Genomic DNA, 24,051 nt, shown 5'->3' with positions numbered 1-24,051 from the left:
TATCTAAACCTTGTAATATTATCTTGATGGCTTGCTGGATGCTTAGATAATTAAATAATCTACGGGTGTTGCGTTGAAGAGGTTTGTTCTGTGATTGCCGGGGCTTTAATACCTTCAGACTCCAATCTTATGCTCAATAATTTCTTTGCTAATGGATGTAAGCTTGCTGTATCAATCTCCTTGAGTCTGCGCTTACCTAAACGCTTATCCAGTGTGGCTAGGGACTGAATCAATGGGTTCTCGGAGTTTAGAGCTTCATCAATTTTGAGGGTATGAACGAATTCCCAGCAGGCTTGATAGGCATCTTGCCGAGATAACTCTCCATATTCCATCTCACCATAGGATAGTTTCTGCTTTTCACTTACATGCTCAGGCACATCGGAATCAGTAACCCAGCGATTATCTTTTCTATAGTAATCACCACTCGCTCTATTCCAAAAGGCTCTTGTACAGAAGTTTGCTATGACTTCTTTATCAAAAGTCAACCAGGCATGTCCACATGAACAGTTTCCATAACTGGTACTATTGATAGAGATACGGCCATCCAGGGATGGAGAAAATTTTTCTTCAACTAGAGATTTCAGCTTGCTCCATTTCATTGGGGGATATTCCTACTCACACATAAATTCATCAGTTTACGGCTATTGTGTAATTGATTATTTCGTTCCAATATAGCAGCTACCAAAAATTCAGGGGATGAGAAAACAGCAGATTCTCCGCACCTCCTATTCTAATTACTCGTTTACACCAGAGTGATTAAACAACTTATAAAGTTAATACTGTTAGTGCAATGAGCTTTCGAAATAGGTGAAGGCCGACCCAATAGCCACCCCAAGGAGGATAGGTCCGGGAAAAAATCTGAATAGCTGCTTTATTTTACTGGGGGTTCGACCATTACGTAGGTCGCTAATTAATTCATGTTGTGCGTGAAAGGCACATAGAGCTGATATCATGGCGACAACCAAAGAGAAAGTGAATCCTTCACTAATGGGTGTATCAATACCAAGAGCAGTTTTGAGAGTAACAATACCGCCTATAAATGCCATAGCGAATGTAGAAATGGACTTAAAAAAATCGAACTCCAATTCTTGACTCAAAAGATAATGAGGGCTTTGTTTTATGGGTTTATCATTAATTAATTCTTGTAATTTTGCTTTCATTACTTACAACCATTAACAGGATCTATTTGGATAATAGTACCTTTACCTGTTCAATGGAATACTCAGAACTTACAGTAAGTTCTATAGCCACAAAGCGATAGTAGCTCAGCGGAAAAGGCTCGATCGTACCAATATTGTTAACCCAGGCCATTTGGAGCAATTTTTATAAAGTAAATTATTATAGGTATAAAACACATCAAGGATAAAGCCAAATTTGTGATATTCAGTAATCGCTTGTTTCCAAACATCAAAAATAACAATCCTGCTAATTGAACAACGGCTGTATAAAGGAAATACATCCCTAGTGTTCTATAAAAATCCGCCAGTTCTGGAGCAACAAGGGCCGGAAAAGTCGCTACCAATAAATATGAGATGAATCCACATAGCATCGCGATACTAAGTCTACATGCTAAATAATTTATTCTTCCCATATTAGTTTTTAATTTTAGTTCTCGCATAATGAAGCGGGTCAGAAATTATAAAGCTCAATAACAGCAGGAGGAGATTTTGATTAATTTTTTAGTAATACATATGTAATAAAAGGTCAAAGCCTTTTATTGAAAATTTTACTCTTTCCATGTCTTCTGTATATTTACCGAGATTATTACCATTAAGATCCCAGACATTTTCTTTAGCTAGCCACGTATTTAATTCGTGGTCATGACATTTGAACTGGCTATGTGGGACTACCTTACCGTTTTTCATGGTCGGACCAAAGTTTCTACATTCTGGGCCCCACCTCCACCACTTTAAGTCTGGCATATCTACCATGCCATCTCTGAGGGGAACGCTGAAAACTATAAATTCCGACTCATAATTTTTATAAATTATATATCTTATGTCTCGCGCCCTCTCGTAATGAACATCCCGAGTAAGTATTTCACCCGGCTCTAGATCAGCTATATCTATACTAGGAGATAGTTCACCAGCATTTGCCGGAGGCTTTAGGGCACTGCCAAACATACCAAGTATAAATCCGACTCCAATTAAAGAGACGGCAAAAAGGCTGAACCAAAGTAATTTCTTACGCTTTTTCATTTGATGTTCACAGCGTATCCAAACTAAGCTATATCATACCACCTGCTGACAAATCAAAAAAGCTTAAGAATTGTCTGATTAATGTGGTATTGATTGTCATACTAGATAATTTGTACCAAATATGAGAGGTGTCCATGTAGCTAAGTATTCACTGATCTATGGGTATCCAGTATTGTTTCCTCAATCTCACACCAATACCATCCGGCAAAGTGCTTTTATCTATTAAGAGATCCTTTATCGATAGATGTAAAACGTTTCTAGCTGGAGTTAATGATCAATTGCTTTTCTGAATTCAAAAATGAAAACCAGTAAATAGTGCCAATTTAATTTTCTATTTTCATGATCAGCCTGAATTTTTGTCAGCATAAATAAACAAAAATATAGGCACAAAAATGATCTTATTGGATTTTATTCAGTTTGTTTTAGTGTCAAAGCTGCGTAAAATCGATAGATATTTATTGGTATTTTCGCCGGAATTGGGTGGCCTTTTGAAGGCCGATGGCCAAAGACCAAAGGGATTCGAGAGAATCAAGATATCTAAGAATTTTCTAAAGAACCATCTTCTCAAAGGAGAACGGTAGCGTGACGTAAGAGAGAGTAAAAGGCGCTGACCCAAGGTGCAGCAACACCAGGGGCCAGCTGACCAAATTGATACACGTACTATCAAAAGTCGAGTAGACCAAAGGAACTTCCCCTTCGACCTCTCACAGAACCGTACGTGAACCTCTCAATTCATACGGCTCTTCGTATTCAGCACATTTTCAATCTTCCCATTCTCCAGTGTGCAAACAAGCCGCGCATTTGTTGACGAACTTTTCCAATAAAGGCCCAACTTTTGAAACAGCTTCGCTTTAGATGCTTAAACTTCTTCCTGGCCCAACGCATCAGCGTTTGGTCAAGATACTTCTGAAGTCGATAAACACCATATCTCCGCCCAAAGTGACCATAGTAGTTCAGCCAACCCTGTATTGCGGGATTAAGTACTTTTGCCATTTCAGATAGTGATCGATCCACCCAGTTTATTACTCGCCATTGCCTGACCTTATCCTTAATCCTCTTGAAGGCCTTAGGGCTCATTGAAGGACTAAATGCGGTGAAGATCTGTCCTTGGCGATTCCTTGCTTTTCTGGGACCAAATCGAAAGCCCAGAAAGTCAAAGTGGATCACTGGGTGGGAGTCTTTACGATTACTGTTCTTGCAATAGACCTTGCGCGTTTTCTCTGGATGAGCCTCAAGCCCGCAGGTAGTCAAGCGTGCTTTTAGAGCCGCCAGTAAGCGATCCGCCTCTCGAGGATTACGACAATGGTAAACAGCATCATCCGCGTAACGCTCAAAAGGAATATCTCTGTGCGTTCTCACCATCCAGGCGTCCAGCGCGTAGTGCAAAAACAAGTTTGCCAGTAGAGGGCTGATTACACCCCCTTGTGGAGTACCTTGTGTTCGCTCTTCAAGCTGTCCGTCCCGATGTTGTACTGGAGCCGTTAACCAGCGCTGTACATAGAGTCTGACCCACTGATGATTATTATGTTTATCTAATGCCTTCAGCAGGAGTTCGTGATTAATATTGTCAAAGAAACCCTTGATATCTAAATCAACTACCCAGATTCTATCCCAGCATCGTTGTCGAGCTCGGCGCACTGCGTCTATAGCAGATTTGCCTGGCCGATAGCCGTAGGAGTCAGGGTGAAATACCTTCTCCAATTCTGGCTCCAGCAGTTGCTTAGCCACCATTTGCGCAATGCGATCTTCGATTGTGGGGATACCCAGTGGTCGCAGGCTGCCATCGAGTTTCGGAATATCCACTCGTTTGACGGCTGATGGAAAATAGCTGCCAGATGACATCCGATTCCATAGCTTGTACAGGTTTTTGACAAGACTCGATTCGTATTGCTCTATCGTTATCTCATCAATCCCCGCTCCGCCGCCATTAGCCTTAATCTGCTTCCACGCTTCCCAAACCGCTCGCTTGGGAATATTGAATGGCTTTGCGCTAATCGTTAATTCCTCCCCATCTGGGTTGATTACACGGTTAGTCGCCGAATACGACAACCCCTTCGCTCCACGTCCATTACAGCCGCTTCTCCACTACTACGGGTTGTTCCGCCCCTGTGACCAGTCTTGGTACTCAACGTCTTGTAGGGCCTCTACTTGACGCTCTTCCTTAACACCTGGACGACAGGTTCTCCTGTTCCACCCAAAAGCCTGTTGTGTGTTCACGCCACCTCTATGCCGGATGCCACTCGGTCGGTAAACAGGTAACCTCCAAGCTTATCCCCGCACTTAGCCAGTGCACGGGTTTTGACATCATCTTGGTAATACGCTTTCGACACCTCATCAGTGGTTCATTTGCATTCGTCTCTACACAACATACCTGACGTATCTCTTACGCCTTTTCCTCAAGCGCTTCTAACCAAAGCTCTTTACTCCGATCACCTTGAGGCGGTTTGTTATCACTTCCTGCAAAGCGATAACGGAGGGCCGACCTCCATCTCCTGGATAGCACGTATTTATTTTTTATTTATAAAAATAAAAAAAAATACTCAGGACGCACTGGCTATATGGATCATACGCTAGAAACCCGCTCATCTTCAATAAAGTGGAGTACATTCAGGGGCTTGGAGCGATTCCCCAAGCTCTGGGAGCGTTGTGCCTGCCTTTTCTTCTTCTATGCCTACCGTTCCCGCGCACCACCCGGTATTTCCTCACAACATTACTTTTTCAGCCTTCCATCAGAGAAGGTCTACCCATGGTCTGAGTATCAGTAGGAAATAACTATGTTGATCTTAAAGCGCCGGACAGGTGAAAACTTAAGGATTGGAGCCAATGTTTCAATCACGGTATTGGAAGTTAAGGGTAATCAGGTGAAGATAGGAATACGTGCTCCTAAATCTCTGCCGGTTCACCGTGAGGAAATTTATATTCGTCTCCGAAAGGAGCAGATGTTGAGGGATGGAAGTTATTGAGAAAAGTCGGAGCTTTGAAGGTTTTAAAACAGCGACGTGCGTCGGCGCGTCAAGCAATAAGAAAGATTTTGTCTTTGGTTGCTGGAGAAAATTATCCTTTCAAATTTAAAATAGATAATTAGTAAAATTCAAGTTCGCACAAATTTAGTCTTGTCAATATAAAGAATATTACTACTAGTAACAATACTTCGGACAGTTTCATGCAGCTATAGCCCCGTAGTCACTGTACCGTTCGTAAATTTGGGCAACTTTTCCAAAACTTTGATCCAGATCTAACTCGTCAAAAATTCTATCCATAAGGTGCTGATTGAACTTTCGACGCTTCTAGCTAGCAATTGAAATGGCCGTTGCCTCATCCATTGGTTTCGCATTTCTATCTTCGATTTTTAGCAAATTCAGAGCCACCAATGATGCATTGACATGCATGTTGATCGCCTCTTTTCGGATTGACTGACAATTAGCCAGACCAGTGTGCTGTTTTGCATCTCTGAATAGAAATTCTATTTGGAATCTAGATTTGTAATACGCGACTAATGTCATTGCATCCAGCTCTGTGTCTGTCGAATACAGCAATGCGTGACCCTCTTTGCCGTTCTTTTATGGATTTAAGCATCACAACACGAATGATTCGTTTTAAAAATCTTGCATAAACAATTTTCGTATAAACTTAAGTTCTTTTATTCAGAGAATCAACGTAGTCAGAACGGTGCGCGTCTGTATCAAAATCAACCTTGTCATCATATTTTTTGGGGCGTCCCGAACCTTTGTATGCCCCTTCGTATAACCACTGTAAGTCTGGATCTATTCGCAACTTCCCAACAATATGCAACCCTGTTGGAATGATGGCCGAAACAAATTTAACCTTGCTATAATAGGCATCTGCAGCTATATATTTGATACCAAGCGCAAGAATTGTTTCCGCAACCCTGACGGCATGATCGGCATATAACTCAATTAAGGATGGCTTGGGGGCCGGCGTTAGAAATTGCCGGCCACCTGATTTATGAATTACTTGGCAAAGTCTCTGATTGCAGCAACAATACTTTCAGTGTACCAACCAACGTCAACTTTTGAACGACTAGATACAGTTGTTGAAATCCTCTCTTGACCTCTAGGTATAACCCCTACTATTGGAATGTTAAGATCTAGGGCTTTATCTAACTCCCACTCCATCCAGTCGCTATGACTAGCGTACATTCCAGCAAGCCCAAGTACTATATTTGAGTTTCCAATCTTTTCAGCTAGTCGATTTTTGATGTAACTTGCGTTTTTAGAATCGATGGGCTCATCCTTGCTCACCTCTTCAAATTCAACGTTAAAGTATCCCCGATCATTTAATAGTCTTCGTAAACTTCTTAAGGCATCAGAGTTTTGCCATGAGTGACTAATGAAGATATTATATTTTTTTGCCATTTCTAACTCCTTGTTAGCTCAATTACTTTCTTTTTGCTCTCTTGAAAAGTAGCCTCTTCCCACTTGGCTTCAACTAAAGATAGGAATAATTTTTCAAACTTTTTGCCATTTTCAACTTCACCCAGACCGTAGTAACAATTGGAAAGTGTCGCAAAAGCCCATTTAAACTCTATGTTGCACTTACCATCATCAACCGCATCCTTCACATATGCTAGTGTTTCGATTATCTGTTGACGTGCTTTCTTAGCTGCAATTAGATAATAAGTTTTTTCATTACCATCTTCTTCCACTTTAGACATCATATCTAAGCAAAGCGCATAATTTTCACCTGTATAGAAATCCTTTCTAATCTGAAAGCCTTTTTCATAATATTTGATTGCCCTTTTTAGACATTCAATATCTGAATTTGAAAGCCACATTCTTTTGTAAATGGCACCAGTTAGGCCAAGTGTCTCAGGGTCATTTGAATCTCCATCGGGTGCTAGTTTTTCAATAACCCTTAGTGCGTCTGTTAATGCTGTATCTTCCGAAGGCTCTTTAGACTTGTAAATTGATAAGGCCAGTTGCTGAAGAAAATAATCTTCTGATGGTACCATTTCGGCCGCTTTTCTCCATAATTTTGCGGCTTCGACAAACTCATCCTCTAACATATGATCTTTTGCTTTTTCAACAATCGCAAATATATGGGTCTCTTTTTCTGCTAAATCACCAATAATTTTCTTATATTCAGCTGCTGGTAACTCTGGAGGGTTGATATCTTTGATGAAATCGTATAGTGGACTATCAACGAGTGGGCTGTTCGTAACTATCTTAATTTTCTCTTCTAACTCTTTTTGGCAACGTTGAGATTCATCTGCTCCAATATCTTCACCTAAATGTTTATAATGGAAAATTCTAGTATGATCTAGGTCAAAAGGGATTTTTCCTTCTTCTTCCTTTATTACTATTGTTGAATATGGTTTAACTGCATGTCGAACACCTAGTTCATATATCGCATTTGGGTTAAAAGTAGAAATGTCAGCCACAACTAACTCCGCCTGCATAAGTAGTGCATACATACTCTTATCAATTAAACCCGCATCCTGTATTTCGTCTGCTCTTATACATTGATACCCAGCAGACTCTACTGCGGGCTGAATTATATTCTTGTATGTTTTGTCTAAATCCAGGGTCTTACCTGTTGAGTGATCAGTTTTTTTCCCGAATCCCATTATTACAAAACATATTTTTTGTGACTTTGCCACGAATACTCCTTTTTGCCTCAGTGACTTTTGGATTCATAACTGCGTATTCAAAAGGGATGTATCATATCACCCCTAAGCACTCCTCAAGTGTGAAAAGTCAATTTAACCGGAGAAAAGCATATCAAAAAGTATGTAAACTAGTATTGGCACGGAATTGATCTAATAGATATATTAAGCCGCCCTTAATTTCCTATGTTATACAATATATGAAAACGTAAAATATTACGCAGCGCTTAGAAACAAGTACAGAAAATATGAGAGATGATCTCTGTCTAAAATTACCTGATAAATTAGTGTGCTTTTTAGATGTTCTGGGCCAAAATATTGGTAGATGGGATCATCGTGCTAGAAACCCTTGGTTTCATCCACTAGACGAAAACAACGCCGCCACCGCCAATAAAGTAGCCACCCAAATCCCACAAAGAATTTTCCAGAAAAGGGAAGCATCTCCCTTCTCAGTAGGATCTTCCCTTAGGTAATCCGGGTTGGGGTTAGCCAGATCGCGCATAAACTCCGTTAGGGTGGAGTAGCGCTGTTCCAGGTCGATACTGCATCCCCGTTCCAGGGCGCGGTCGAACCAGATGGGGACTACCGGATTAAACTGGCTGGCGGTGCGGTAGCGCAGGCGTTCGAAGTCGGCGTGGGAGCGGCAGTTTTCGATTTCCTCGCCGTAGGGCAGTTCTCCGGTAAACATTTCGTAGGCAATGGTGGCGAGAGCATAGACATCGCCGCGAATACCGCTGTTGTGCCCAAGGATATAGTGGGGGTCGGAATAGCTGGCGGTGCCCAGCGCTTCCGGGTGCTCCAGGGGGCGGAAAATCTCGGCACTGCCGGCTACGTAAACTGAGCCGAAGTCGATAATTTTTACCCGCCCGTCGCCGTCGATCATGATATTGGCTGGGCGCAAATCCTGGTGAATGGTTTCCTGATCGTGGAAGGCCTGTAGTCCGGTGGCAATTTCCTTAAGGAGTCGAAACGCCTCTGCGGGTTTAGGAAAGCGGTTGTTGGTGATCCACTGCTCCAGGGTGCTGCCCTGCACATACTCCATCAGGTAATAGAGCGCGGTGCGCGGGCGGGTCTGGCGGTGCAGGCGCACTACCTGGGGGCTGCGAATACGCAGGCCTATCCACTCCTCCTGAATAAAGCGGTCGATATAGTGGATATCGTCCTCGTAATTTACCGAGGGGGTTTTCATTACCAGGATTTCCCCGGTGGTACTGTCGCGCACCAGGTACAGCTGGCTGCGCTGGGAGGAGAACAGCTCCCGTTCCACCTGGTAACCATCCAATACCATGCCCGGTTCCAATTCCGGTGGGAAGGGCAGGCGGGTAAGCTGGCGGCTGTAGTCGTCCAGGGTGGTTTGTGGCAATGCCTTTACCTTTACCACTAATGCGGAGAGGTTATCGTCACTGCCGTTTTCCTCGGCGAGGCGCACCAGGGTTTCCGCTGTTTCCTGTTCGCTTAGTTGGGTATCTGCCAACAGCTCGCGCAGCAAATCCTGTTTGATAAAGTCGTGCACCCCGTCACTGGTAATCAGCAGTACATCGTCCTTAGCCAGGCTGAGCTGGCCGTAATCCACTTGCAGGCCAGTATCCATTCCCAACGCGCGGGACAGCATCTGTTGGCGGTGGGCCAGGGTGATGTTGTGGTCCCGGGTGAGGCATTTAAGGTTGTCACCGCGTAGGTGATAGATACGGCTGTCGCCGATATGGAAGTAGTGGGCGGTACGGGATTTAAAAATCAGGGCAGAGAAGGTGCAGAGGAAGCCCTTTTCCTGTTGGGGAAAGTCGTGGCTCTTGCGGTATAGCTTGCTGTTAATGGAGGCGAGGATTTTCTGTCCGGCGTGGGCGACAGACCAGGTATCCGGCACCTTGTAATAGTCCCGCACAAACTGCTCGGTGGCGGTGTGGCTGGCTTGGGCACCAGCTTCGGCAGAGCTGACTCCATCGGCCAGTGCGGAGACTGCGCCCAGGTATTCCTGTAAGTGCGGGCTGGCTGGCCAGTGATAGATTGCCGCGTCTTCGTTCTGCGGTTTGATGCCGGCACTAGTGCAGAGGCCGTGGCTCAATCGCGGTGTCTGGGCTTCGGGGTTTGCCTCGGTTTCTGTTTGCACCCCGGAATTGGTTTCGCTCACAGCTTTCTCCACTCTCTTTTCGTCCCCTCAGACCAACGGCGAAAAACAAAGAAGGGCCATTGGCCCTCCTTTGCGTTAGTTGCTTGATAACTGCTTTACGATCACCCTTTCCGGATCACTCCACGCTGATCAGCTGCACTGTGCCATCCGGTAGCACTTCGGCGATATTGCCTTTGGGCTCTTCCAGGAACAGGCAGGCGAAGAAGATCACCGCTGCTGCGCCGCAGATAATCAGGAAGAACTGGCTGTAGCTGACATAAGACAGGGCGGTAAGGAAAGTAACCGCACCCACGTTGCCGTAGGCTCCGGCCATACCGGCGATCTGCCCGGTCATGCGGCGCTTCACCAGGGGTACGACAGCGAATACGGCACCTTCACCGGCCTGCACGAAGAAAGAGCAGCACATGGTGGCCACTACCGCAGCGGGAATCCACCAGCTGCCGTTAATCTGGCTCAATACAAAGTAACCCACTGCCAGGCCGCCGATCAGGAACATCAGGCTGCGGCGGCGTCCCAGTTTGTCAGAGAAGTATCCACCGGTTGGGCGGGCCACCAGGTTCATAAAGGCGAAGCCAGAGGCGAGCAGGCCGGCCTTCACCGGGCTCAATCCTTCAAAGGTTTCCAGGAAGAACAGAGGCAACATAGAAACCACGGCCAACTCTGAGCCGAAGGTGACGAAGTAGGCCAGGTCGAGGATGGCTACCTGCTTGAAGTTGTATTTCTCCAGCTCGGGCACACCTTCGCGCAGGTGGTCTTTGTTTACATTCCAAATCATGCGGGTCTGGAAGGCGAACAGTGCTACCAGTAGGCCCCACATCACGTAGGTGGCATTCTGGCTCAGCAGGGCTACGCCGCTGGGAGACAGTTTATAAGCCAGCGCTGCCAGTGCCAGGTACATGGGCACATTCATCAGCAGGTAGAAGTAGAAATCCCGCTTGCTGGTCACTTCCAGGCCGCCGCTCTTTTTCGGTTTGAAGTAAGTGGAACCTTTAGGAGTGTTGCGGGCAACGCGGTAGTAGATGATGCCGTACAGGCCGGCGATGATGCCGGTGAGGCCCAGGGCATAGCGCCAGCCGTCTTCACCGCCGAACAGCAGGGCGATGGTGGGCAGGGTCATGGCACCGGCAGCAGAACCGAAATTCCCCCAGCCGCCGTAAACACCTTCTGCCAGGCCGACTTGTTTGGCTGGGAACCATTCACCCACCATGCGGATACCAATTACAAAGCCGGCACCCACAAATCCCAGCAGGAAGCGGAACAGGGCCAGGGATTCATAACTGTCTGCGGTGGCGAAGCCCAAACAGATTAAAGATGAGGTCATCAGCAGCCCGCTGTACACCAGGCGCGGCCCCAGTTTATCCACCAGCATACCGATAATGATACGGGCGGGGATGGTGAGTGCCACGTTGAGGATTAACAGGGCTTTTACTTGCTGGCTGGTGAGGTCGAACGCTTCCTTGATAAAGACCATCAGCGGAGCGTGGGAGAACCACACCACGAAAGTCAGGAAAAACGCAAACCAAGTAACGTGCAGCGTCTTTATTTTGGGATCGCCCCAATTAAATAAATTGAGGCCGCTGGATTGACTCATGACTATTTTCTCCGGCTTCTCAGAAATTTTTAGAGGTGGATAGGGTCATGACCGATAGTATTTGAGCAGCGCCAGAGGGAAAGCGCGCAAAAGGGGTAAGTGGAAGGGAAATCGATTTGTAGTTGGAAGGGAGTAACCCCTTGGGGTTAGTAGCTCGGAGTGGGTAGGGGCGGTTTTTAGTGCGTTTCTACCCCTGTGGGGGTAGTTGGCGGAAATTGATAATGATTAAAAAGGGTTTTTGGGAGTAGTTGTCGCTAGCCGATTTTTTGTGCATCTTGCCAGTAGCTTGCCTCTATGGATTTCTCGCCCCGCTGTAGTTCTGTAATCACTTTTCTGGGGCGGGGGGCCAATGCGGTGAATAACCGGGGCGGCAATTAATTTTCGACAGCCAATATTTTGGAGATACCTGCCGTGCAATATACACAGCAACTCGCCGGGCGCGCGCTGATATTTGCCTCGGCCATGTTCGCCGCTAACTTTTCTGTTTGGACGCTCTACGCGGTATTGGGGGTAGAGATTCGCGGGCAACTGGATCTGTCTGCAACTGAATACGGGGTTCTACTGGCTGCGCCGATTTTGAGCGGGGCGCTGCTGCGTTTTCCGGCGGGATTTCTGGTGGAATATTTTTCTGCGAAAAAGCTGATTTTATTGCAGATGCTGTTGTTGCTGCCGGTGCTCTTTTTGTTGCCCTTTATCGATAGCTACGGGGCCCACTTGCTGGCGGGGTTGTGGCTGGGTATTTCCGGGGTGTCTTTTGTTTTGGGGATTCGCTATATCAGCCCGTGGTTCGAAAGAGGGCGGCAGGGTACTGCGATGGGCATTTTTGGTGCAGGAAATGCCGGAGCTGCAATTACCCTGGCATTGGCTCCAGCCATTCAAAATTGGTTTGGCCGCGAGTGGATAGGGCCGGTTTATGGAGCCGGGATTATCCTGATGATGGTTTTATTCGAATTTTTTGCACCAGAGGAAACCCGCTATATGCGCAGCCGGGGAAAACCGGATCTGCGCAGTCATTTAAAGCCGCTAACGCAAATCCGGGTTTGGCGTTATGGGCTCTACTATTACTTTGTTTTTGGCAGTTTTCTCGCGCTTTTATTGTGGTTGCCGAATTACTATCTGTCGGTATACCAAGTCAGTACACCGGTAGCAATGGCACTCACCCTGCTGTTTGTGGCCCTTTCCAGTTCACTGCGCGCTTTAGGGGGTTGGTTTGCCGATCGCTACGGTGCGCGCACCGTCAATTGGAGTGTTTTCTGGACCTGCCTGGTGTGTCTTTTCTTCCTCAGTTACCCGCCCACCAGCATGACCATTCACGGGGTGGAACGGGATGTGCATTTAAATATTGAAGTGGGTATTGAATTATTCACTTTACTGCTACTGGTTATTGGTATCGCTCAGGGATTCGGACGAGCTTCTGTATACAAAGCACTGCACGATAATTTCCCCGCACATATGGGTAGTGTTGGTGGCGCGGTGGCCACGATTGGTGCTTTGGGAGGTTTTACCCTGCCAGTCCTGTTTGGTATTGCACAGGATTTAGTGGGTATTCACAGTGCTGCCTTTATGCTGCTCTACGGTGTACTCGCGATTTGCATGCTGGTTATGTATTTAGCGATTCAAAGAGAAAATTATATGCAGCGTTTACAGTACGCACAGCAAAATAATTTCCTGCTTGAGGAAACCAGCGAAACCGAGGCTTTGCCGGATAGGTAGTGCCCACTACCAATAAGGGATTACGCCTGAGTAAAGGCTAGGGAGTAAAGATTAATTAAGCAGGAAAAAATCTATGGTTTCAGTCGAGTCTGAAAAATTGTAATTTGTCACTGTTCACTCCGTTGTTGCAAAGGAAAAGCGTCATGACCGTTTCCAAATTCCCAAAAATTCTCGGTGCCTTACTGTTGGGGGCATGCAGCACTGTTGCATTGCAGGCCGCTGCGCAGGAAAGTGAAAATGCCACTCTGGTGGATGCGTTGAAATCCGGTGAAGTCGGATTGAATCTGCGTTACCGAGTAGAGACTGTTGATCAGGATGGTATTGATGATGAAGCAGTTGCATCCACTTTAAGAACCCGCCTCAACTGGCGCAGTGGCAGCTACCGTGGCTTTACCAGCTTCCTGGAAATGGATGATGTTACGGCGGTAGGCAATGACAGCTACAACTCCACCGTTAATGGTGAAGGCGAATACCCGGTAGTGGCTGATCCGGAAGGAACTGAAATTAACCAGGCCTACATTCGCTACAGCGGTGGGAATTCCATAATTACCGCCGGTCGCCAGCGCATTAACCTGGACGGGCAGCGATTTGTCGGCGGTGTTGGCTGGAGACAAAACGAGCAGACCTACGATGGTGTTCGTTATCAGTACGGCAGTGCCGATAGCTTCCAGCTGGATTACAGCTACGTCTACAACGTTAATCGTATTTTCGGTGAAGACAGTGCTGGTTCCGATATGGGCGGCGATATCCAACTGCTACACGCGATTTATCCAGTAGCTGAAAACCATAAAATCAGCGCTTTTGTTTACAATCTGGATCTGGAAGATCTCACCGATAATGCCAGCCGCACTTATGGGGTAGATTACAAAGGTAAATTTGGTCCGGTAAAAGCCAACCTGAGTTATGCGCACCAGTCAGATATTGGTGACAACCAGTATGACTATAGTGCTAATTATTACCTGGCAGAGCTTGGCGCTGATCTGGGTCCTGTTGCGGCTAAACTCGGTTATGAAGTTTTGGGTTCCGACAATGACGTTGGTTTTAAAACCCCGCTGGCAACCTTGCACAAGTTCCAGGGTTTCACTGATAAATTCCTGGGAACCCCCGGTGACGGTATTGAAGATCTGTATGTTGGCGGTTCTATGAAAGTGGCCGGCGGCAAGCTGGGTTTGACCTATCACAATTTTGAAGCGGCCGAGGGCTCCGTTAGTTATGGTGACGAATGGAACCTGAGCTACGGGCACAAAATTACCGACGACATTTCTGCACTCGTTAAGTACGCAACTTATCGTGCTGATGAGTACAGCACTGACACCGACAAGCTTTGGATCATGGTAACCGCTAATTTCTAAGCGGCTGAAAGAACTCCTTAGCGAGGCCCCCGGCTTCGGCCGGGGTTTTCCCCGCACCTTGAACCTGTTTTTATAATTTATAAATTTTAATCGACTAAAGCTCCACGTTTTGATGTCTCCCCAAGGAGCATCAGTTCGAGCACCAAGGGAGTACCACCTTTGCCCCAAGCATAAATTAACCAGCTTGATACACTGACATCAGTTTAAACACCGAGTCCCGCTACCTAAACCGCGTCGTTTTTTATTGACGTTGCAAGGTGCCGGGACCGTGGCCGTACCGGCCACCAGGGTCTAGCGGGAAACTGCGCGGCCTCCCGAAATTGGAAAGGCGTTTAATGTTACAAGACAATTTTGGCCGTAGGTTTTACTACCTGCGCCTGTCCGTGACGGACATCTGCAACTACCGCTGCAACTACTGCCTGCCCGAGGGCATCGGTTGCGGACGTTCCCTGGAAGGGGAAAATCCTCTCTCAGTCGCTGAGGTGGGCACATTAGTGCGCGCTTTCGCTTCACTGGGTACGGAAAAGGTACGCCTTACTGGCGGAGAGCCCTCCCTGCGCAAAGACCTGGTGCCGCTGCTCGAAGCCGTGCGCGCTAGCGATAAGATTCGCCGCTTAGCCATCACCACCAATGGTTACCGCCTGCCCAGTCAGATAGACGACTGGCACCGCGCGGGCTTGGATCAGGTGAATGTCAGTATCGACAGCCTCGACCCGGCTCAATTCCACCATATCACCGGCCACAATCGCCTGGATAAAGCCTTAGCAGGCCTGGATCGCGCCCTGGCCTTGGGTATCGATACCAAGGTCAACGCAGTGCTGATGCGCCAGTACAACCTGGCCGAGTTGGATAACTTCCTCGCCTGGGTTCGCGAGACTCCGGTGACCCTGCGTTTTATTGAATTAATGCGTACCGGCGATAACCGCGAGTTCTTCGCCAGCAACCATGTCTCCGGCGGCGATATAGAAACCCTGTTGCTTCGGGAAGGCTGGGAGCAGGTTATTCGCACCCGCGATGCCGGCCCGGCGCGGGAGTATTTCCACCCGGATTACGCCGGTCGTATCGGCCTGATTACCCCTTACGGCAAAGATTTCTGTGCAAGCTGCAATCGCCTGCGGGTATCGGCCCAGGGCAAGTTGCACCTGTGCTTGTTCGCCGACCAGGGCTTTGATATGCGCGAAATCATTGCCGATGGCGATAGCGAGGCGCTGGCAGCTCATATCCGCGAGTTGATTGTGGATAAGACCGCAGGCCACCAGCTGCACGAAGGTTTTACCGGCGCTACCCGCAACCTGGCGATGCTGGGGGGCTAGGGTTATGGCCAGGGCTTTTGTTAGTAAATCGACAATCGGCGTGGTGCTGGCCGGCGGCCGCTCCAGCCGGATGGGCCGCGACAAGGCCCTGCTGGCCCACCCCCAACGGGGCAATTTTTTGCAGCATGCCGAGGCATTGCTGAGTGGGCTTCCGCTGGAAAAAGTCGTCACCAGCGGCGCTCGCCCCGGAGCGATTGAAGACCTGGTGCCAGAGCGGGGCCCTCTGGGCGGCCTTTATTCGGTAGCCCTGACAACCGGTGCCGATGCGGCCCTGGTGATTCCGGTCGATATGCCCTTGCTTGGGCGGGAGCACCTCGCAGAGTTATTGGCAGAGGGGCAGGCAAGTGGCCGGCCCTGTTATTTTGAAAAATTCTTTTTTCCCCTGTGGCTGCCTTTAAATGGCGATTGCCTTGATTATTTGCGCCGTGCCGTCGAAGGCAGTGCGCGCAATTCTGTCGGCGCACTGCTGCGTCACCTGGGGGCCAAATCCATACCCATAAAAAGTGCTGGCGATTGGCATCGCAATATCAATACGCCGGCAGATTATCTCGGCTTGAGTACGCCGGATAAAACTCCAGAAAACAGTTTTTTGAGAGACCACTGATTATGTCCGCACACGCTAGCAAAGAATTTGTACCGCTCAATATCGCGGTACTTACCGTATCCGATACCCGCAACGAGCAGACTGATACCTCTGGCCAGTACCTGGTGGAAGCCCTTAAAACTGCCGGCCATCAGCTCGCGGATAAGTGTATTACGCCGGACGATGTTTACCAGATGCGCGCGGTGGTCTCCGCCTGGATTGCCGATCCCAAAGTACAGGTGGTCTTGGTGACCGGCGGTACTGGTTTTACCGATCGCGACTCCACGCCGGAGGCCCTGAGCCCGTTGTTCGATAAAACCGTCGACGGCTTTGGCGAGCTGTTCCGCCATATTTCTCTGGGGGATATCGGTAGCTCCACCGTGCAATCCCGCGCGCTCGCCGGCCTCGCTAACCGCACACTGATATGCTGTATGCCCGGTTCCACCGGAGCCTGTCGCACAGCTTGGGAAGGCATATTGCTGGAGCAGTTGGATGCCCGCCACAAGCCCTGCAACTTTATCCCCCATGTGCGCTTTGCCAGCGCACCCTGCGAGAGCCGGGGGTAATTTGTGAGCCAGTTAACCCACTTAAACCAGCGCGGCGAAGCCAGCATGGTGGATGTTACCGAGAAAGACATCACTGACCGCAGTGCCCTGGCCGAGAGTAGTATCAGTATGAGTGCAGAGGCTTTTGCACTGCTGAGTCAAGGGGCACACAAAAAAGGCGATGTGCTTTCTGTAGCTCGTATCGCCGGCATCCAGGCCGCCAAGAAAACCTCGGATTTAATTCCCCTGTGCCATCCGCTGGCGTTGACCAAAGTAGCGGTGGATTTCGAATTACAGCCGGAAAAGCACAGTGTGCATATCACCGCTTTCTGCCGCCTGGCCGGGCGCACCGGAGTAGAGATGGAAGCGTTAACCGCAGCTTCGGTAGCGGCGCTGACTATTTACGATATGTGTAAAGCCGTGGACCCGGCGATGGAAATCGGCCCGACCCGCCTGCTGCAAAAAACCGGCGGTAAGCGCGGCCACTGGCGCGGCGATGCTGCGGACAAGGCGTAAAAATTTCAGAGGTGTAAAGCGATGGTAAAGGTTCTGTTTTTCGCGCGTCTGCGCCAGCAATTGGGCATGGGCGAGACTACCCTGGAGGACTTTTCCGGCAGTCTGAGCGAGTTGCGCAATACCCTATGTGAACAGCACCCGGATTGGAGCTCACATCTGCAAAGAGACGATGTCCGTATGGCCCTGAACCAGGAGCTGGCAGAAACCGGAGCCCAGGTGAAGGCTGGGGATGAAGTTGCATTTTTCCCGCCGGTTACCGGCGGTTAGTGGTGCCAATATGACAGCTGTTGATCGTATCGAAGTCTGTGAAACGCCCCTCGACGTAGCGGCTGAATATACCGCACTGCAAGGCAACAGTGGCGATGGTGCTTGCGCCCTGTTTGTGGGTTCGGTGCGGGACTTCAATGCGGGCAGTGATGTCTGCGGCCTGGCCCTGGAACACTATCCGGGCATGACCGAAAAGAGCCTGCAACGGATTATCAATGATGCCCGCGATCGCTGGTCCCTGGGGCGTGTGACTATTGTCCACCGGGTTGGCCCCATGCAGATCAACGATGAGATTGTTTTTGTCGGCGTTACCAGCCCCCACCGTCAGGCCGCCTTTGCCGCCTGCCAATACATCATGGATCGCCTCAAAACTGAGGCGCCTTTCTGGAAGCGCGAAGCGGTAGCGGATGAGTCCGGTAAGCCTTCAGAGCGCTGGGTCGAAGCCCGGGCCAGTGATGTTGCGGAGATGGAAAAGTGGTCCGCCGGCTGAGCCTGCTGCTATCCGCTTTACTGGTGGCCATCGCGCTACCGGTTAATGCGGATAACTGCACCTTGCGGGTGGCGGTAGCGGCCAGCTTCCGCCCGGCACTGGAAGAGGTACTGCCGGAATTTGAGCGTCGCCATGCCTGTGTGGTGCAAATCAGTAGCGGCAGCTCAGGGGTGCTCTACCAACAAATAGCGCACCGCGCGCCCTTCGATTTATTCCTGTCTGCCGATCGCGAGCGCCCCGAACTGTTGGAAAAGCAGGGCGGGGCACTGGGCAACAGTCGCCAGACTTACGCCCTGGGTTTATTGGCTCTATGGCACCCAAAATCGGAATCGAATATAGAGCAGTTACTGCAAACCTGGCCCGATAAAATTGTATTAGCCGATCCGAAAGTAGCACCCTTCGGCAGTGCCGCCCGGCAAGCGCTGCAAAGCCTGGATTTGTGGAAGAAAAAACAAACTCAATTAGCCCGGGCCCACAATGCCGGCCAAGCCTATTTAATGCTGGATTCTGGCAATGCCCGGTTGGGTTTTGTCGCCGCCAGCCAGATGCAAGCAGCTAGCCGCGATAACTACTGGTTGCTGCCGCAGCATTTGTACAAACCCATTGAACAGCAGCTGCTGATTCCCACCCAGAGTCGCCGGCCTAAAGAGGCACAATCCCTCGCTAACTATTTGCGTTCAGGGGAAGTGCAGGCGCAGTTATACCACTTGGGTTACGGTGTTTTACCGACTCAATATCAAAGTAGAGATGGAGGGAGTGGCTTATGAGTATCGCCGCTGCCGACTGGCAGGCCCTGTGGCTAACTTTAAAATTGGCCGGCTTAACCACCTTACTCCTGTTTATTATCGGCGTGCCCCTGGCCTGGAAATTGAGCCAATGGCAGAGCCGCTGGCGCCACGGTATCGAGGTATTAATTACCCTGCCGCTGGTACTGCCACCCACGGTGCTGGGTTTTTATTTACTGCTTTTATTTTCCCCCAACTATGCGCCCGGGCAGTGGCTGTCACACATTTTTGATGGCCCTTTGGTGTTTTCCTTTACCGGCCTTGTATTTGCGTCAGTAATTTATTCCCTGCCGTTTATGGTGCAGCCGCTGTTGGCCGCGTTTAATGCCAATGGTCAGCGCCTGACCCAGGCTGCCGCAGCGCTGGGTATACCGCCCTGGGCGGCACTATTAAAAGTTCTTTTGCCGGCGAGTCGCGCTGCTATTGTGGGTGCCTGCGCTTTAACTTTTGCCCATACCCTGGGTGAGTTTGGGGTAGTGCTGATGATTGGTGGCGCTATTCCCGGTGAGACCCAGGTAGTTTCTATTGCCCTTTATCAACATGTGGAGGCGATGGAATACGGTGCGGCGCACCGGCTGGCTTTGATGTTGATGGGAATTACTACCGTACTGCTACTCGCTGCCCGTTGGCTGGGACATAGATTGGCTCCGCGTGGATCAAACAACGAGCGCGCTAAACCGGTAATGGGGGTGCTGGGTTAATGGAAATCACCTTACCCCTATTCGGTACTGCGTCTACCACTTCTGATTCCACCGGGCTGAGTGTTGCAGGGCTGGTGACTTCGCTTAACGCTGCGACTCCCTGGCAATTAGAGCTGCCTGCCTCTGGGATTTTTGGCCTTACCGGTCCTTCCGGCAGCGGCAAGAGCACATTACTGGCTGCTTTGGCTGGCCAACGCCATTGCCGTGGCAATATCACTTTTGCCAATACGGTTTGGCAGCGCGGACGCCGCGCCCTGGCTACCCACAAAAGAACGCTTTCTTTGGGCTTTCAAGATAGCCGCTTGTTTGCCGGCCAGTCGGTGGCAGATAACCTGGCACTGGCCCGCCGTTACAGCCGTAGGCCACTGCCCGAGGAAGAGTGTGGTCGTCTGCTAAAGGCTTTTGGTATTGAACCGCTACTCCATCAGCCGGTGGAGTTACTCTCTGGTGGAGAGGCCCAGCGAGTGGCTGTATTGCGCCAGCTTTATAACAACGCGCCGCTGCATTTATTTGATGAGCCACTATCAGCGGTTGACCGCGCCCAGGTACTGCGGCGCCTATTGCCGACCCTACGGGATTTCTGGGCTCGATATCCGGCGCTGGTAATCTGGACCAGTCACGACTTTGATGAAATCCAGCTGCTGGCCCAGCGTTGTTTATGGATGGATTCTGCCAATTTGTCCGCACCACTTCCTTTACTTGAAGTTGCCCAGCGTCTGGATAGCCACGGCGTAGGGGATAGTTGTCGCAGCCGGATTGAAGCGCGAGTGGAATCCCTAAACGATGGTCTGCTCACTTTGGATTTAGGTGGGATTTCCATCTTTGCAGATAGGGTGGCAGGCCATTATCGCAAAGGCGATACCGTCGCTTTTCTGCTGGAAGCTGGAGATATCAGCCTCAGTGTAGAGAAGCCGGGCCTGTCCAGTATCCTCAATTGCCTGCCGGTAACTTTAGTTGCTAAGCAGAACCTTACCGATGGCCGCATTCGTTTACAGTTAGCCGCTGCTGATCAGGTGTTCTACGCAGATATTTCCCGTCTCTCCTGCGAGCGCCTAGAATTGCGTGAAGGCACTACCTACTTTGCCCAGTTTAAGGCCGGTAGTCTTGCCGGTTTGTAAGTAGTTCCAGGGCAATTTCTGAAAGTGCATTTCTTCAATCCCTAAAACCCCAGCAATTTTTTTGCTAAGTTTGAACATCTGCTAACTTAGTGGTGCTCCTATGGGCGTTGTGTTGGGAATTTCCCTCTTTAACGAGGGCGATAAGTTTTACCGGGAAAAAGCACAGGTCGAGGGCTTACCTGTAGCGAAAGCTGTGACCATTGAGGATCTACACCCAGTACTTACTCGCTGCATAGAAGAAGGCGGGCACAACTATCGAGTAAACCGCCTGGAATCGGGTGAGCTGGAAATTGCCGAGCTACTTGAGGATTGTGAGCCCTACCGGATCGATGCTTTCCGTTATCAGCTTCGCCGAAAGGGCGACGCTATCGTTATTCAATCTACTTACAAAGATGATGCCTTGTACTTTCATCTGGCTTGCCGCGCAGCCAGTGGGCAGAGAGTTAAGATAGATTTCCACGGCGAGCACCCGTTTTATAACTATGACTCCATAGCGGAATACCAGGGTGATGGTAACTATCATCTGGCCAATTTCTTCGACCTTCAATATTTGCCCGGTTATATCGAAGAGCACTGCCGGCGATTTATTCACTGCCCGGAGTACTGGTCTTTTACCTTCTTTATCCCGTATTTGGGCAAGGTAGAGCTGAATAACTACACTTCCGATCCAGAACAGCCTCTCTACCACCTCGATTTCTATTGCCCGGAGCGCAAGCTAAAAATCTTCCAGTCGGCGACTGAGAGAGAAGGCTCTTACTATTTTCGCGACGCTATCTCGGCAGAAAAGCTGGTGCAATTGCTAGAAGATATGGCGACAGAACTGCTGCCAGAGCTGCAAGAAGCGGGTGTTATGTCTTGCTTGAGCTGCTTTGAAGCTATCCATCAAGCCTACAGTGAAATTGAGAGCACCATTGAGACGGATGACAGTCTTGCCTCAGTTGCGGAGGATCTTGTTGGGTACCAACAGAGTATCTGCGGTAGACCTGTCCAATACGAAGTCACTGAAAATGCAGATGGATCTATTACTGTGCAGGCCTACTATTTTCAGCCGCCCATAGGTTACAACTATACGATTAGTGCTGAGGATATCGCAGGGGGCCATATCTATCTGGATAAGCTGCACGATTTAGATTTTTATGAGCAGATGTGTATAGCTATTGCCAGGCATCTATGCCCGACGATGCCAACCGTTGAAGACTTGGATGAAGTGACGATCTACTATCGCAGGGACACCGATAGACAGCTGATTTCCAGCCTGCTTGAAGGTTCGGATATAACACCGATATTGGTTCAGGTGAAATAAAAAAGGGGAGGTTAAACCTCCCCGCAACTGCGGTTTCCCGCCCGTGAGACCAAATTATGGATTGTAGAATTCGCCGTTCTTGCGCAGGTAGAACCAGTAGTTAACCACCAGGCAAACCGCGTAGAAGATAGCAATGCCTGCCAGAGCGTATTCCGGGGTGGTGGCTTTGATCTGCTCGCCGAAGACCTTGGGAATATAGAAGGCACCGTAGGCGGCAACTGCTGAGGTCCATCCCAATACCGGGCCTGCCTGCTCTTTCGGAAACACCATGGCGATGGTGCGGAAGGTAGAGCCATTGCCGATACCGGTAGCGGCGAACAGCACCAGGAACAGCAGGAAGAAGGGCAGGAAGAACTCTTCCGGAGTGGCTGAGCCGTAGGCGGCCTTCATGTAGTAAGCCACACCTAGGGCACTACCCACCATGATTGCAGCACAGATTTGGGTAACCAAGGCTCCGCCGATACGGTCGGAGATCCAACCACCTACCGGGCGAATCAGGGCGCCGATAAACGGACCCATCCAGGCGTACATCAGGGCGCTGGGGCCATTGTTGTTGATGGTATCGTGAGTCATAACCCCATCCACCATCACGTGGCTATATCCGAAGATCACCTTGATGGCCAGGGGGAAGGCCGCTGCGAAACCGATAAAGCTGCCGAAGGTCATGGTGTAAATGACACTCATCACCCAGGTGTGCTTGTTGTTGAAGATACGGTACTGACGCTGCAAGCTGGTTTTAATCTCACCGGGCAGCAGCTTCAAGCCGAACACGGTAGCGGCGATTACCAGTACCAGAACGATTTCCTTGGGCACCCCCCAGCCTGAACCGTTGGCCGCTTCGGGAAGCAACAGCCACAGACCTGTGATTGCGGTGAAGAGGCCGATTCCCAACATCATGGTCATCTTCAACATCGCGCCGATAGAGCTGCCCACATCCGGGGTGACTTCGTCGGTGCGCAGGTTGTTCATACCGAACCAGCCGACAAAGGCCAGTGGAACCAGGAACAGCAGCCATACAAAACCGGCATTTTGAATCCACGCTTCAGAACCGGCTGGTACTTTGCCAATCAGGGAGCCAGAGCTGCTCACCAGGGTCATGGGATCGCCGCCAGCAGCGCCGAAGGCACCGAAGGTCATAAACAGCGGTACCAGGATCTGCATGGTGGTAACACCGAAGTTACCCAAGCCCGCATTCAGGCCAAGCGCCAACCCTTGTTTTTCCTTGGGGAAAAAGAAGCTGATATTGGACATGGAAGAGGCGAAGTTACCACCGCCAATACCTGACAGCAGAGCCAGCAACTGGAATACCCACAATGGGGTCTCAGGATTTTGCAAGGCGATACCCGTGCCTAGGGCAGGGACCATCAATAGGGCCGTGGTAAAGACAATGGTGTTGCGCCCACCGAACAATCGAATAAAGAAACTACTGGGTATTCGAAGAGTAGCGCCGGTGAGGCCGGCAATTGCCATCAGGGTAAACAGATCGGCTTTGGCAATGGGGAAGCCAAGGTTGAGCATTTGAACGGTAATAATGCCCCAGTAGAGCCACACGGCGAAGCCGCACAGCAAACTGGGAATGGATATCCACAAATTCCGGTTTGCGATTTTTTTGCCCTTGGACTGCCAGAACTTGCTGTCCTCTGGGGCCCACTCGTAGATGTCAGACACGGCGGCCACTCCTCCTCGAAATGATTCGTCCGGCCACTATGGGCCGGGGCTTATCCCTGCTCAATTACCAACAGTAAGTAACCCCTTTGCCCCCGCGCGTAATAGCTACCCATTTGGGGGTAAGCGCAGGCACTGAGCCCTGTGTTAAAGTCAC

23 protein-coding genes and 1 riboswitch are annotated in these 24,051 nt (G+C 49.6%); of the genes, 13 read left to right on the top strand and 10 right to left on the bottom strand.

What is annotated here, in order from left to right:
• Nucleotides 1-59 precede the first annotated feature (59 nt).
• The 4 genes from ACJJIN_RS16990 to ltrA form a co-directional block, all read right to left on the bottom strand.
• Nucleotides 60-599 carry an SF0329 family protein gene (locus ACJJIN_RS16990; RefSeq protein WP_444895512.1) on the bottom strand — a complete coding sequence of 180 codons (540 nt, stop codon included), beginning with the start codon at nt 597-599 and terminating at the stop codon, nt 60-62.
• A gap of 183 nt (nt 600-782) precedes the next feature.
• Nucleotides 783-1,160 carry a hypothetical protein gene (locus ACJJIN_RS16985; RefSeq protein ID WP_444895511.1) on the bottom strand — a complete coding sequence of 126 codons (378 nt, stop codon included), beginning with the start codon at nt 1,158-1,160 and terminating at the stop codon, nt 783-785.
• 519 nt (nt 1,161-1,679) lie between these two features.
• Nucleotides 1,680-2,198, bottom strand: coding sequence for a hypothetical protein (locus ACJJIN_RS16980; RefSeq protein WP_444895510.1), 519 nt, complete (start codon nt 2,196-2,198; stop codon nt 1,680-1,682).
• A gap of 750 nt (nt 2,199-2,948) precedes the next feature.
• A complete protein-coding gene (gene ltrA / locus ACJJIN_RS16975; protein ID WP_444895509.1) occupies nt 2,949-4,247 on the bottom strand; it encodes a group II intron reverse transcriptase/maturase in 1,299 nt (432 codons plus the stop codon).
• Nucleotides 4,248-4,972: 725 nt separating this feature from the next.
• Between ltrA and csrA the strand changes: the two genes are divergently transcribed.
• Complete coding sequence (csrA, locus tag ACJJIN_RS16970) at nt 4,973-5,161, top strand: carbon storage regulator CsrA (protein WP_444895508.1); 189 nt, start codon at nt 4,973-4,975, stop codon at nt 5,159-5,161.
• Between the two features lie 324 nt (nt 5,162-5,485).
• Here csrA and ACJJIN_RS16965 read toward each other — a convergent pair whose 3' ends face one another.
• The 5 genes from ACJJIN_RS16965 to ACJJIN_RS16945 form a co-directional block, all read right to left on the bottom strand.
• The gene (locus tag ACJJIN_RS16965) at nt 5,486-5,734 is read right to left on the bottom strand and encodes a transposase (protein WP_444895507.1); all 249 of its coding nucleotides are present in this window, start codon (nt 5,732-5,734) and stop codon (nt 5,486-5,488) included.
• A gap of 435 nt (nt 5,735-6,169) precedes the next feature.
• Nucleotides 6,170-6,574 carry a TIR domain-containing protein gene (locus ACJJIN_RS16960; protein ID WP_444895506.1) on the bottom strand — a complete coding sequence of 135 codons (405 nt, stop codon included), beginning with the start codon at nt 6,572-6,574 and terminating at the stop codon, nt 6,170-6,172.
• A 2-nt stretch (nt 6,575-6,576) separates the two neighbouring features.
• On the bottom strand, nt 6,577-7,818 hold the full coding sequence (locus ACJJIN_RS16955) for a TRAFs-binding domain-containing protein (protein WP_444895505.1): 1,242 nt from the start codon (nt 7,816-7,818) through the stop codon (nt 6,577-6,579).
• A 361-nt stretch (nt 7,819-8,179) separates the two neighbouring features.
• On the bottom strand, nt 8,180-9,952 hold the full coding sequence (locus ACJJIN_RS16950) for a bifunctional protein-serine/threonine kinase/phosphatase (protein ID WP_444895504.1): 1,773 nt from the start codon (nt 9,950-9,952) through the stop codon (nt 8,180-8,182).
• Between the two features lie 115 nt (nt 9,953-10,067).
• Entirely contained in the window at nt 10,068-11,543 is a 1,476-nt protein-coding gene (locus ACJJIN_RS16945; protein WP_444895503.1) for a NarK family nitrate/nitrite MFS transporter, read from the bottom strand.
• A 411-nt stretch (nt 11,544-11,954) separates the two neighbouring features.
• On the opposite strand from ACJJIN_RS16945, the gene ACJJIN_RS16940 reads away from it, so the two are divergent.
• The 12 genes from ACJJIN_RS16940 to ACJJIN_RS16885 all read left to right on the top strand — a co-directional run bounded on the left by ACJJIN_RS16940 (nt 11,955) and on the right by ACJJIN_RS16885 (nt 22,229).
• Nucleotides 11,955-13,256 (top strand): MFS transporter, encoded by a 1,302-nt coding sequence (locus ACJJIN_RS16940; RefSeq protein WP_444895502.1) that lies wholly within the window; start codon nt 11,955-11,957, stop codon nt 13,254-13,256.
• A 143-nt stretch (nt 13,257-13,399) separates the two neighbouring features.
• On the top strand, nt 13,400-14,608 hold the full coding sequence (locus ACJJIN_RS16935) for an alginate export family protein (protein WP_444895501.1): 1,209 nt from the start codon (nt 13,400-13,402) through the stop codon (nt 14,606-14,608).
• Between the two features lie 196 nt (nt 14,609-14,804).
• Nucleotides 14,805-14,955, top strand: a riboswitch (molybdenum cofactor riboswitch).
• Nucleotides 14,944-15,921 (top strand): GTP 3',8-cyclase MoaA, encoded by a 978-nt coding sequence (gene moaA / locus ACJJIN_RS16930; RefSeq protein ID WP_413664021.1) that lies wholly within the window; start codon nt 14,944-14,946, stop codon nt 15,919-15,921. (Overlaps the previous riboswitch by 12 nt.)
• A gap of 4 nt (nt 15,922-15,925) precedes the next feature.
• Complete coding sequence (gene mobA / locus ACJJIN_RS16925) at nt 15,926-16,525, top strand: molybdenum cofactor guanylyltransferase (protein ID WP_444895500.1); 600 nt, start codon at nt 15,926-15,928, stop codon at nt 16,523-16,525.
• 2 nt (nt 16,526-16,527) lie between these two features.
• Nucleotides 16,528-17,070 (top strand): molybdenum cofactor biosynthesis protein B, encoded by a 543-nt coding sequence (gene moaB / locus ACJJIN_RS16920; RefSeq protein WP_444895499.1) that lies wholly within the window; start codon nt 16,528-16,530, stop codon nt 17,068-17,070.
• Between the two features lie 3 nt (nt 17,071-17,073).
• Nucleotides 17,074-17,565 carry a cyclic pyranopterin monophosphate synthase MoaC gene (gene moaC / locus ACJJIN_RS16915; protein ID WP_282930383.1) on the top strand — a complete coding sequence of 164 codons (492 nt, stop codon included), beginning with the start codon at nt 17,074-17,076 and terminating at the stop codon, nt 17,563-17,565.
• 21 nt (nt 17,566-17,586) lie between these two features.
• Nucleotides 17,587-17,832: a molybdopterin converting factor subunit 1 gene (gene moaD / locus ACJJIN_RS16910; RefSeq protein ID WP_444895498.1), complete on the top strand. Its 246-nt coding sequence runs from the start codon at nt 17,587-17,589 to the stop codon at nt 17,830-17,832.
• A gap of 10 nt (nt 17,833-17,842) precedes the next feature.
• A complete protein-coding gene (gene moaE / locus ACJJIN_RS16905) occupies nt 17,843-18,322 on the top strand; it encodes a molybdopterin synthase catalytic subunit MoaE (protein WP_444898271.1) in 480 nt (159 codons plus the stop codon).
• Complete coding sequence (modA, locus tag ACJJIN_RS16900; protein WP_444895497.1) at nt 18,307-19,089, top strand: molybdate ABC transporter substrate-binding protein; 783 nt, start codon at nt 18,307-18,309, stop codon at nt 19,087-19,089. Before moaE ends, modA begins: the two co-directional genes overlap by 16 nt.
• Complete coding sequence (modB, locus tag ACJJIN_RS16895) at nt 19,086-19,808, top strand: molybdate ABC transporter permease subunit (protein WP_444895496.1); 723 nt, start codon at nt 19,086-19,088, stop codon at nt 19,806-19,808. The genes modA and modB overlap by 4 nt, the downstream gene beginning before the upstream one ends.
• Nucleotides 19,808-20,926: an ATP-binding cassette domain-containing protein gene (locus ACJJIN_RS16890; protein ID WP_444895495.1), complete on the top strand. Its 1,119-nt coding sequence runs from the start codon at nt 19,808-19,810 to the stop codon at nt 20,924-20,926. The genes modB and ACJJIN_RS16890 overlap by 1 nt, the downstream gene beginning before the upstream one ends.
• Nucleotides 20,927-21,026: 100 nt before the next feature.
• Nucleotides 21,027-22,229, top strand: coding sequence for a hypothetical protein (locus ACJJIN_RS16885; protein ID WP_444895494.1), 1,203 nt, complete (start codon nt 21,027-21,029; stop codon nt 22,227-22,229).
• Between the two features lie 54 nt (nt 22,230-22,283).
• Here ACJJIN_RS16885 and ACJJIN_RS16880 read toward each other — a convergent pair whose 3' ends face one another.
• Nucleotides 22,284-23,897: an MFS transporter gene (locus ACJJIN_RS16880; RefSeq protein ID WP_444895493.1), complete on the bottom strand. Its 1,614-nt coding sequence runs from the start codon at nt 23,895-23,897 to the stop codon at nt 22,284-22,286.
• Between the last annotated feature and the right edge of the window lie 154 nt (nt 23,898-24,051).

The organism is Microbulbifer maximicatervae (SeqCode), from assembly GCF_052467505.1.
Note: the sequence above shows the minus strand (reverse complement) of the source record. Positions and strands in the feature narration are given on the sequence as shown.

Excerpts from the sequence above, each read along its gene's own strand:
- ACJJIN_RS16990 (WP_444895512.1), bottom strand. The coding sequence starts at position 599 with ATGAAATGGAGCAAGCTGAAATCTCTAGTTGAAGAAAAATTTTCTCCA.
- ACJJIN_RS16985 (WP_444895511.1), bottom strand. The coding sequence starts at position 1,160 with ATGAAAGCAAAATTACAAGAATTAATTAATGATAAACCCATAAAACAA.
- ACJJIN_RS16980 (WP_444895510.1), bottom strand. The coding sequence starts at position 2,198 with ATGAAAAAGCGTAAGAAATTACTTTGGTTCAGCCTTTTTGCCGTCTCT.
- csrA (WP_444895508.1), top strand. The coding sequence starts at position 4,973 with ATGTTGATCTTAAAGCGCCGGACAGGTGAAAACTTAAGGATTGGAGCC.
- ACJJIN_RS16960 (WP_444895506.1), bottom strand. The coding sequence starts at position 6,574 with ATGGCAAAAAAATATAATATCTTCATTAGTCACTCATGGCAAAACTCT.
- ACJJIN_RS16945 (WP_444895503.1), bottom strand. The coding sequence starts at position 11,543 with ATGAGTCAATCCAGCGGCCTCAATTTATTTAATTGGGGCGATCCCAAA.
- ACJJIN_RS16935 (WP_444895501.1), top strand. The coding sequence starts at position 13,400 with ATGACCGTTTCCAAATTCCCAAAAATTCTCGGTGCCTTACTGTTGGGG.
- moaA (WP_413664021.1), top strand. The coding sequence starts at position 14,944 with ATGTTACAAGACAATTTTGGCCGTAGGTTTTACTACCTGCGCCTGTCC.
- mobA (WP_444895500.1), top strand. The coding sequence starts at position 15,926 with ATGGCCAGGGCTTTTGTTAGTAAATCGACAATCGGCGTGGTGCTGGCC.
- moaB (WP_444895499.1), top strand. The coding sequence starts at position 16,528 with ATGTCCGCACACGCTAGCAAAGAATTTGTACCGCTCAATATCGCGGTA.
- moaD (WP_444895498.1), top strand. The coding sequence starts at position 17,587 with ATGGTAAAGGTTCTGTTTTTCGCGCGTCTGCGCCAGCAATTGGGCATG.
- moaE (WP_444898271.1), top strand. The coding sequence starts at position 17,843 with ATGACAGCTGTTGATCGTATCGAAGTCTGTGAAACGCCCCTCGACGTA.
- modB (WP_444895496.1), top strand. The coding sequence starts at position 19,086 with ATGAGTATCGCCGCTGCCGACTGGCAGGCCCTGTGGCTAACTTTAAAA.
- ACJJIN_RS16890 (WP_444895495.1), top strand. The coding sequence starts at position 19,808 with ATGGAAATCACCTTACCCCTATTCGGTACTGCGTCTACCACTTCTGAT.
- ACJJIN_RS16885 (WP_444895494.1), top strand. The coding sequence starts at position 21,027 with ATGGGCGTTGTGTTGGGAATTTCCCTCTTTAACGAGGGCGATAAGTTT.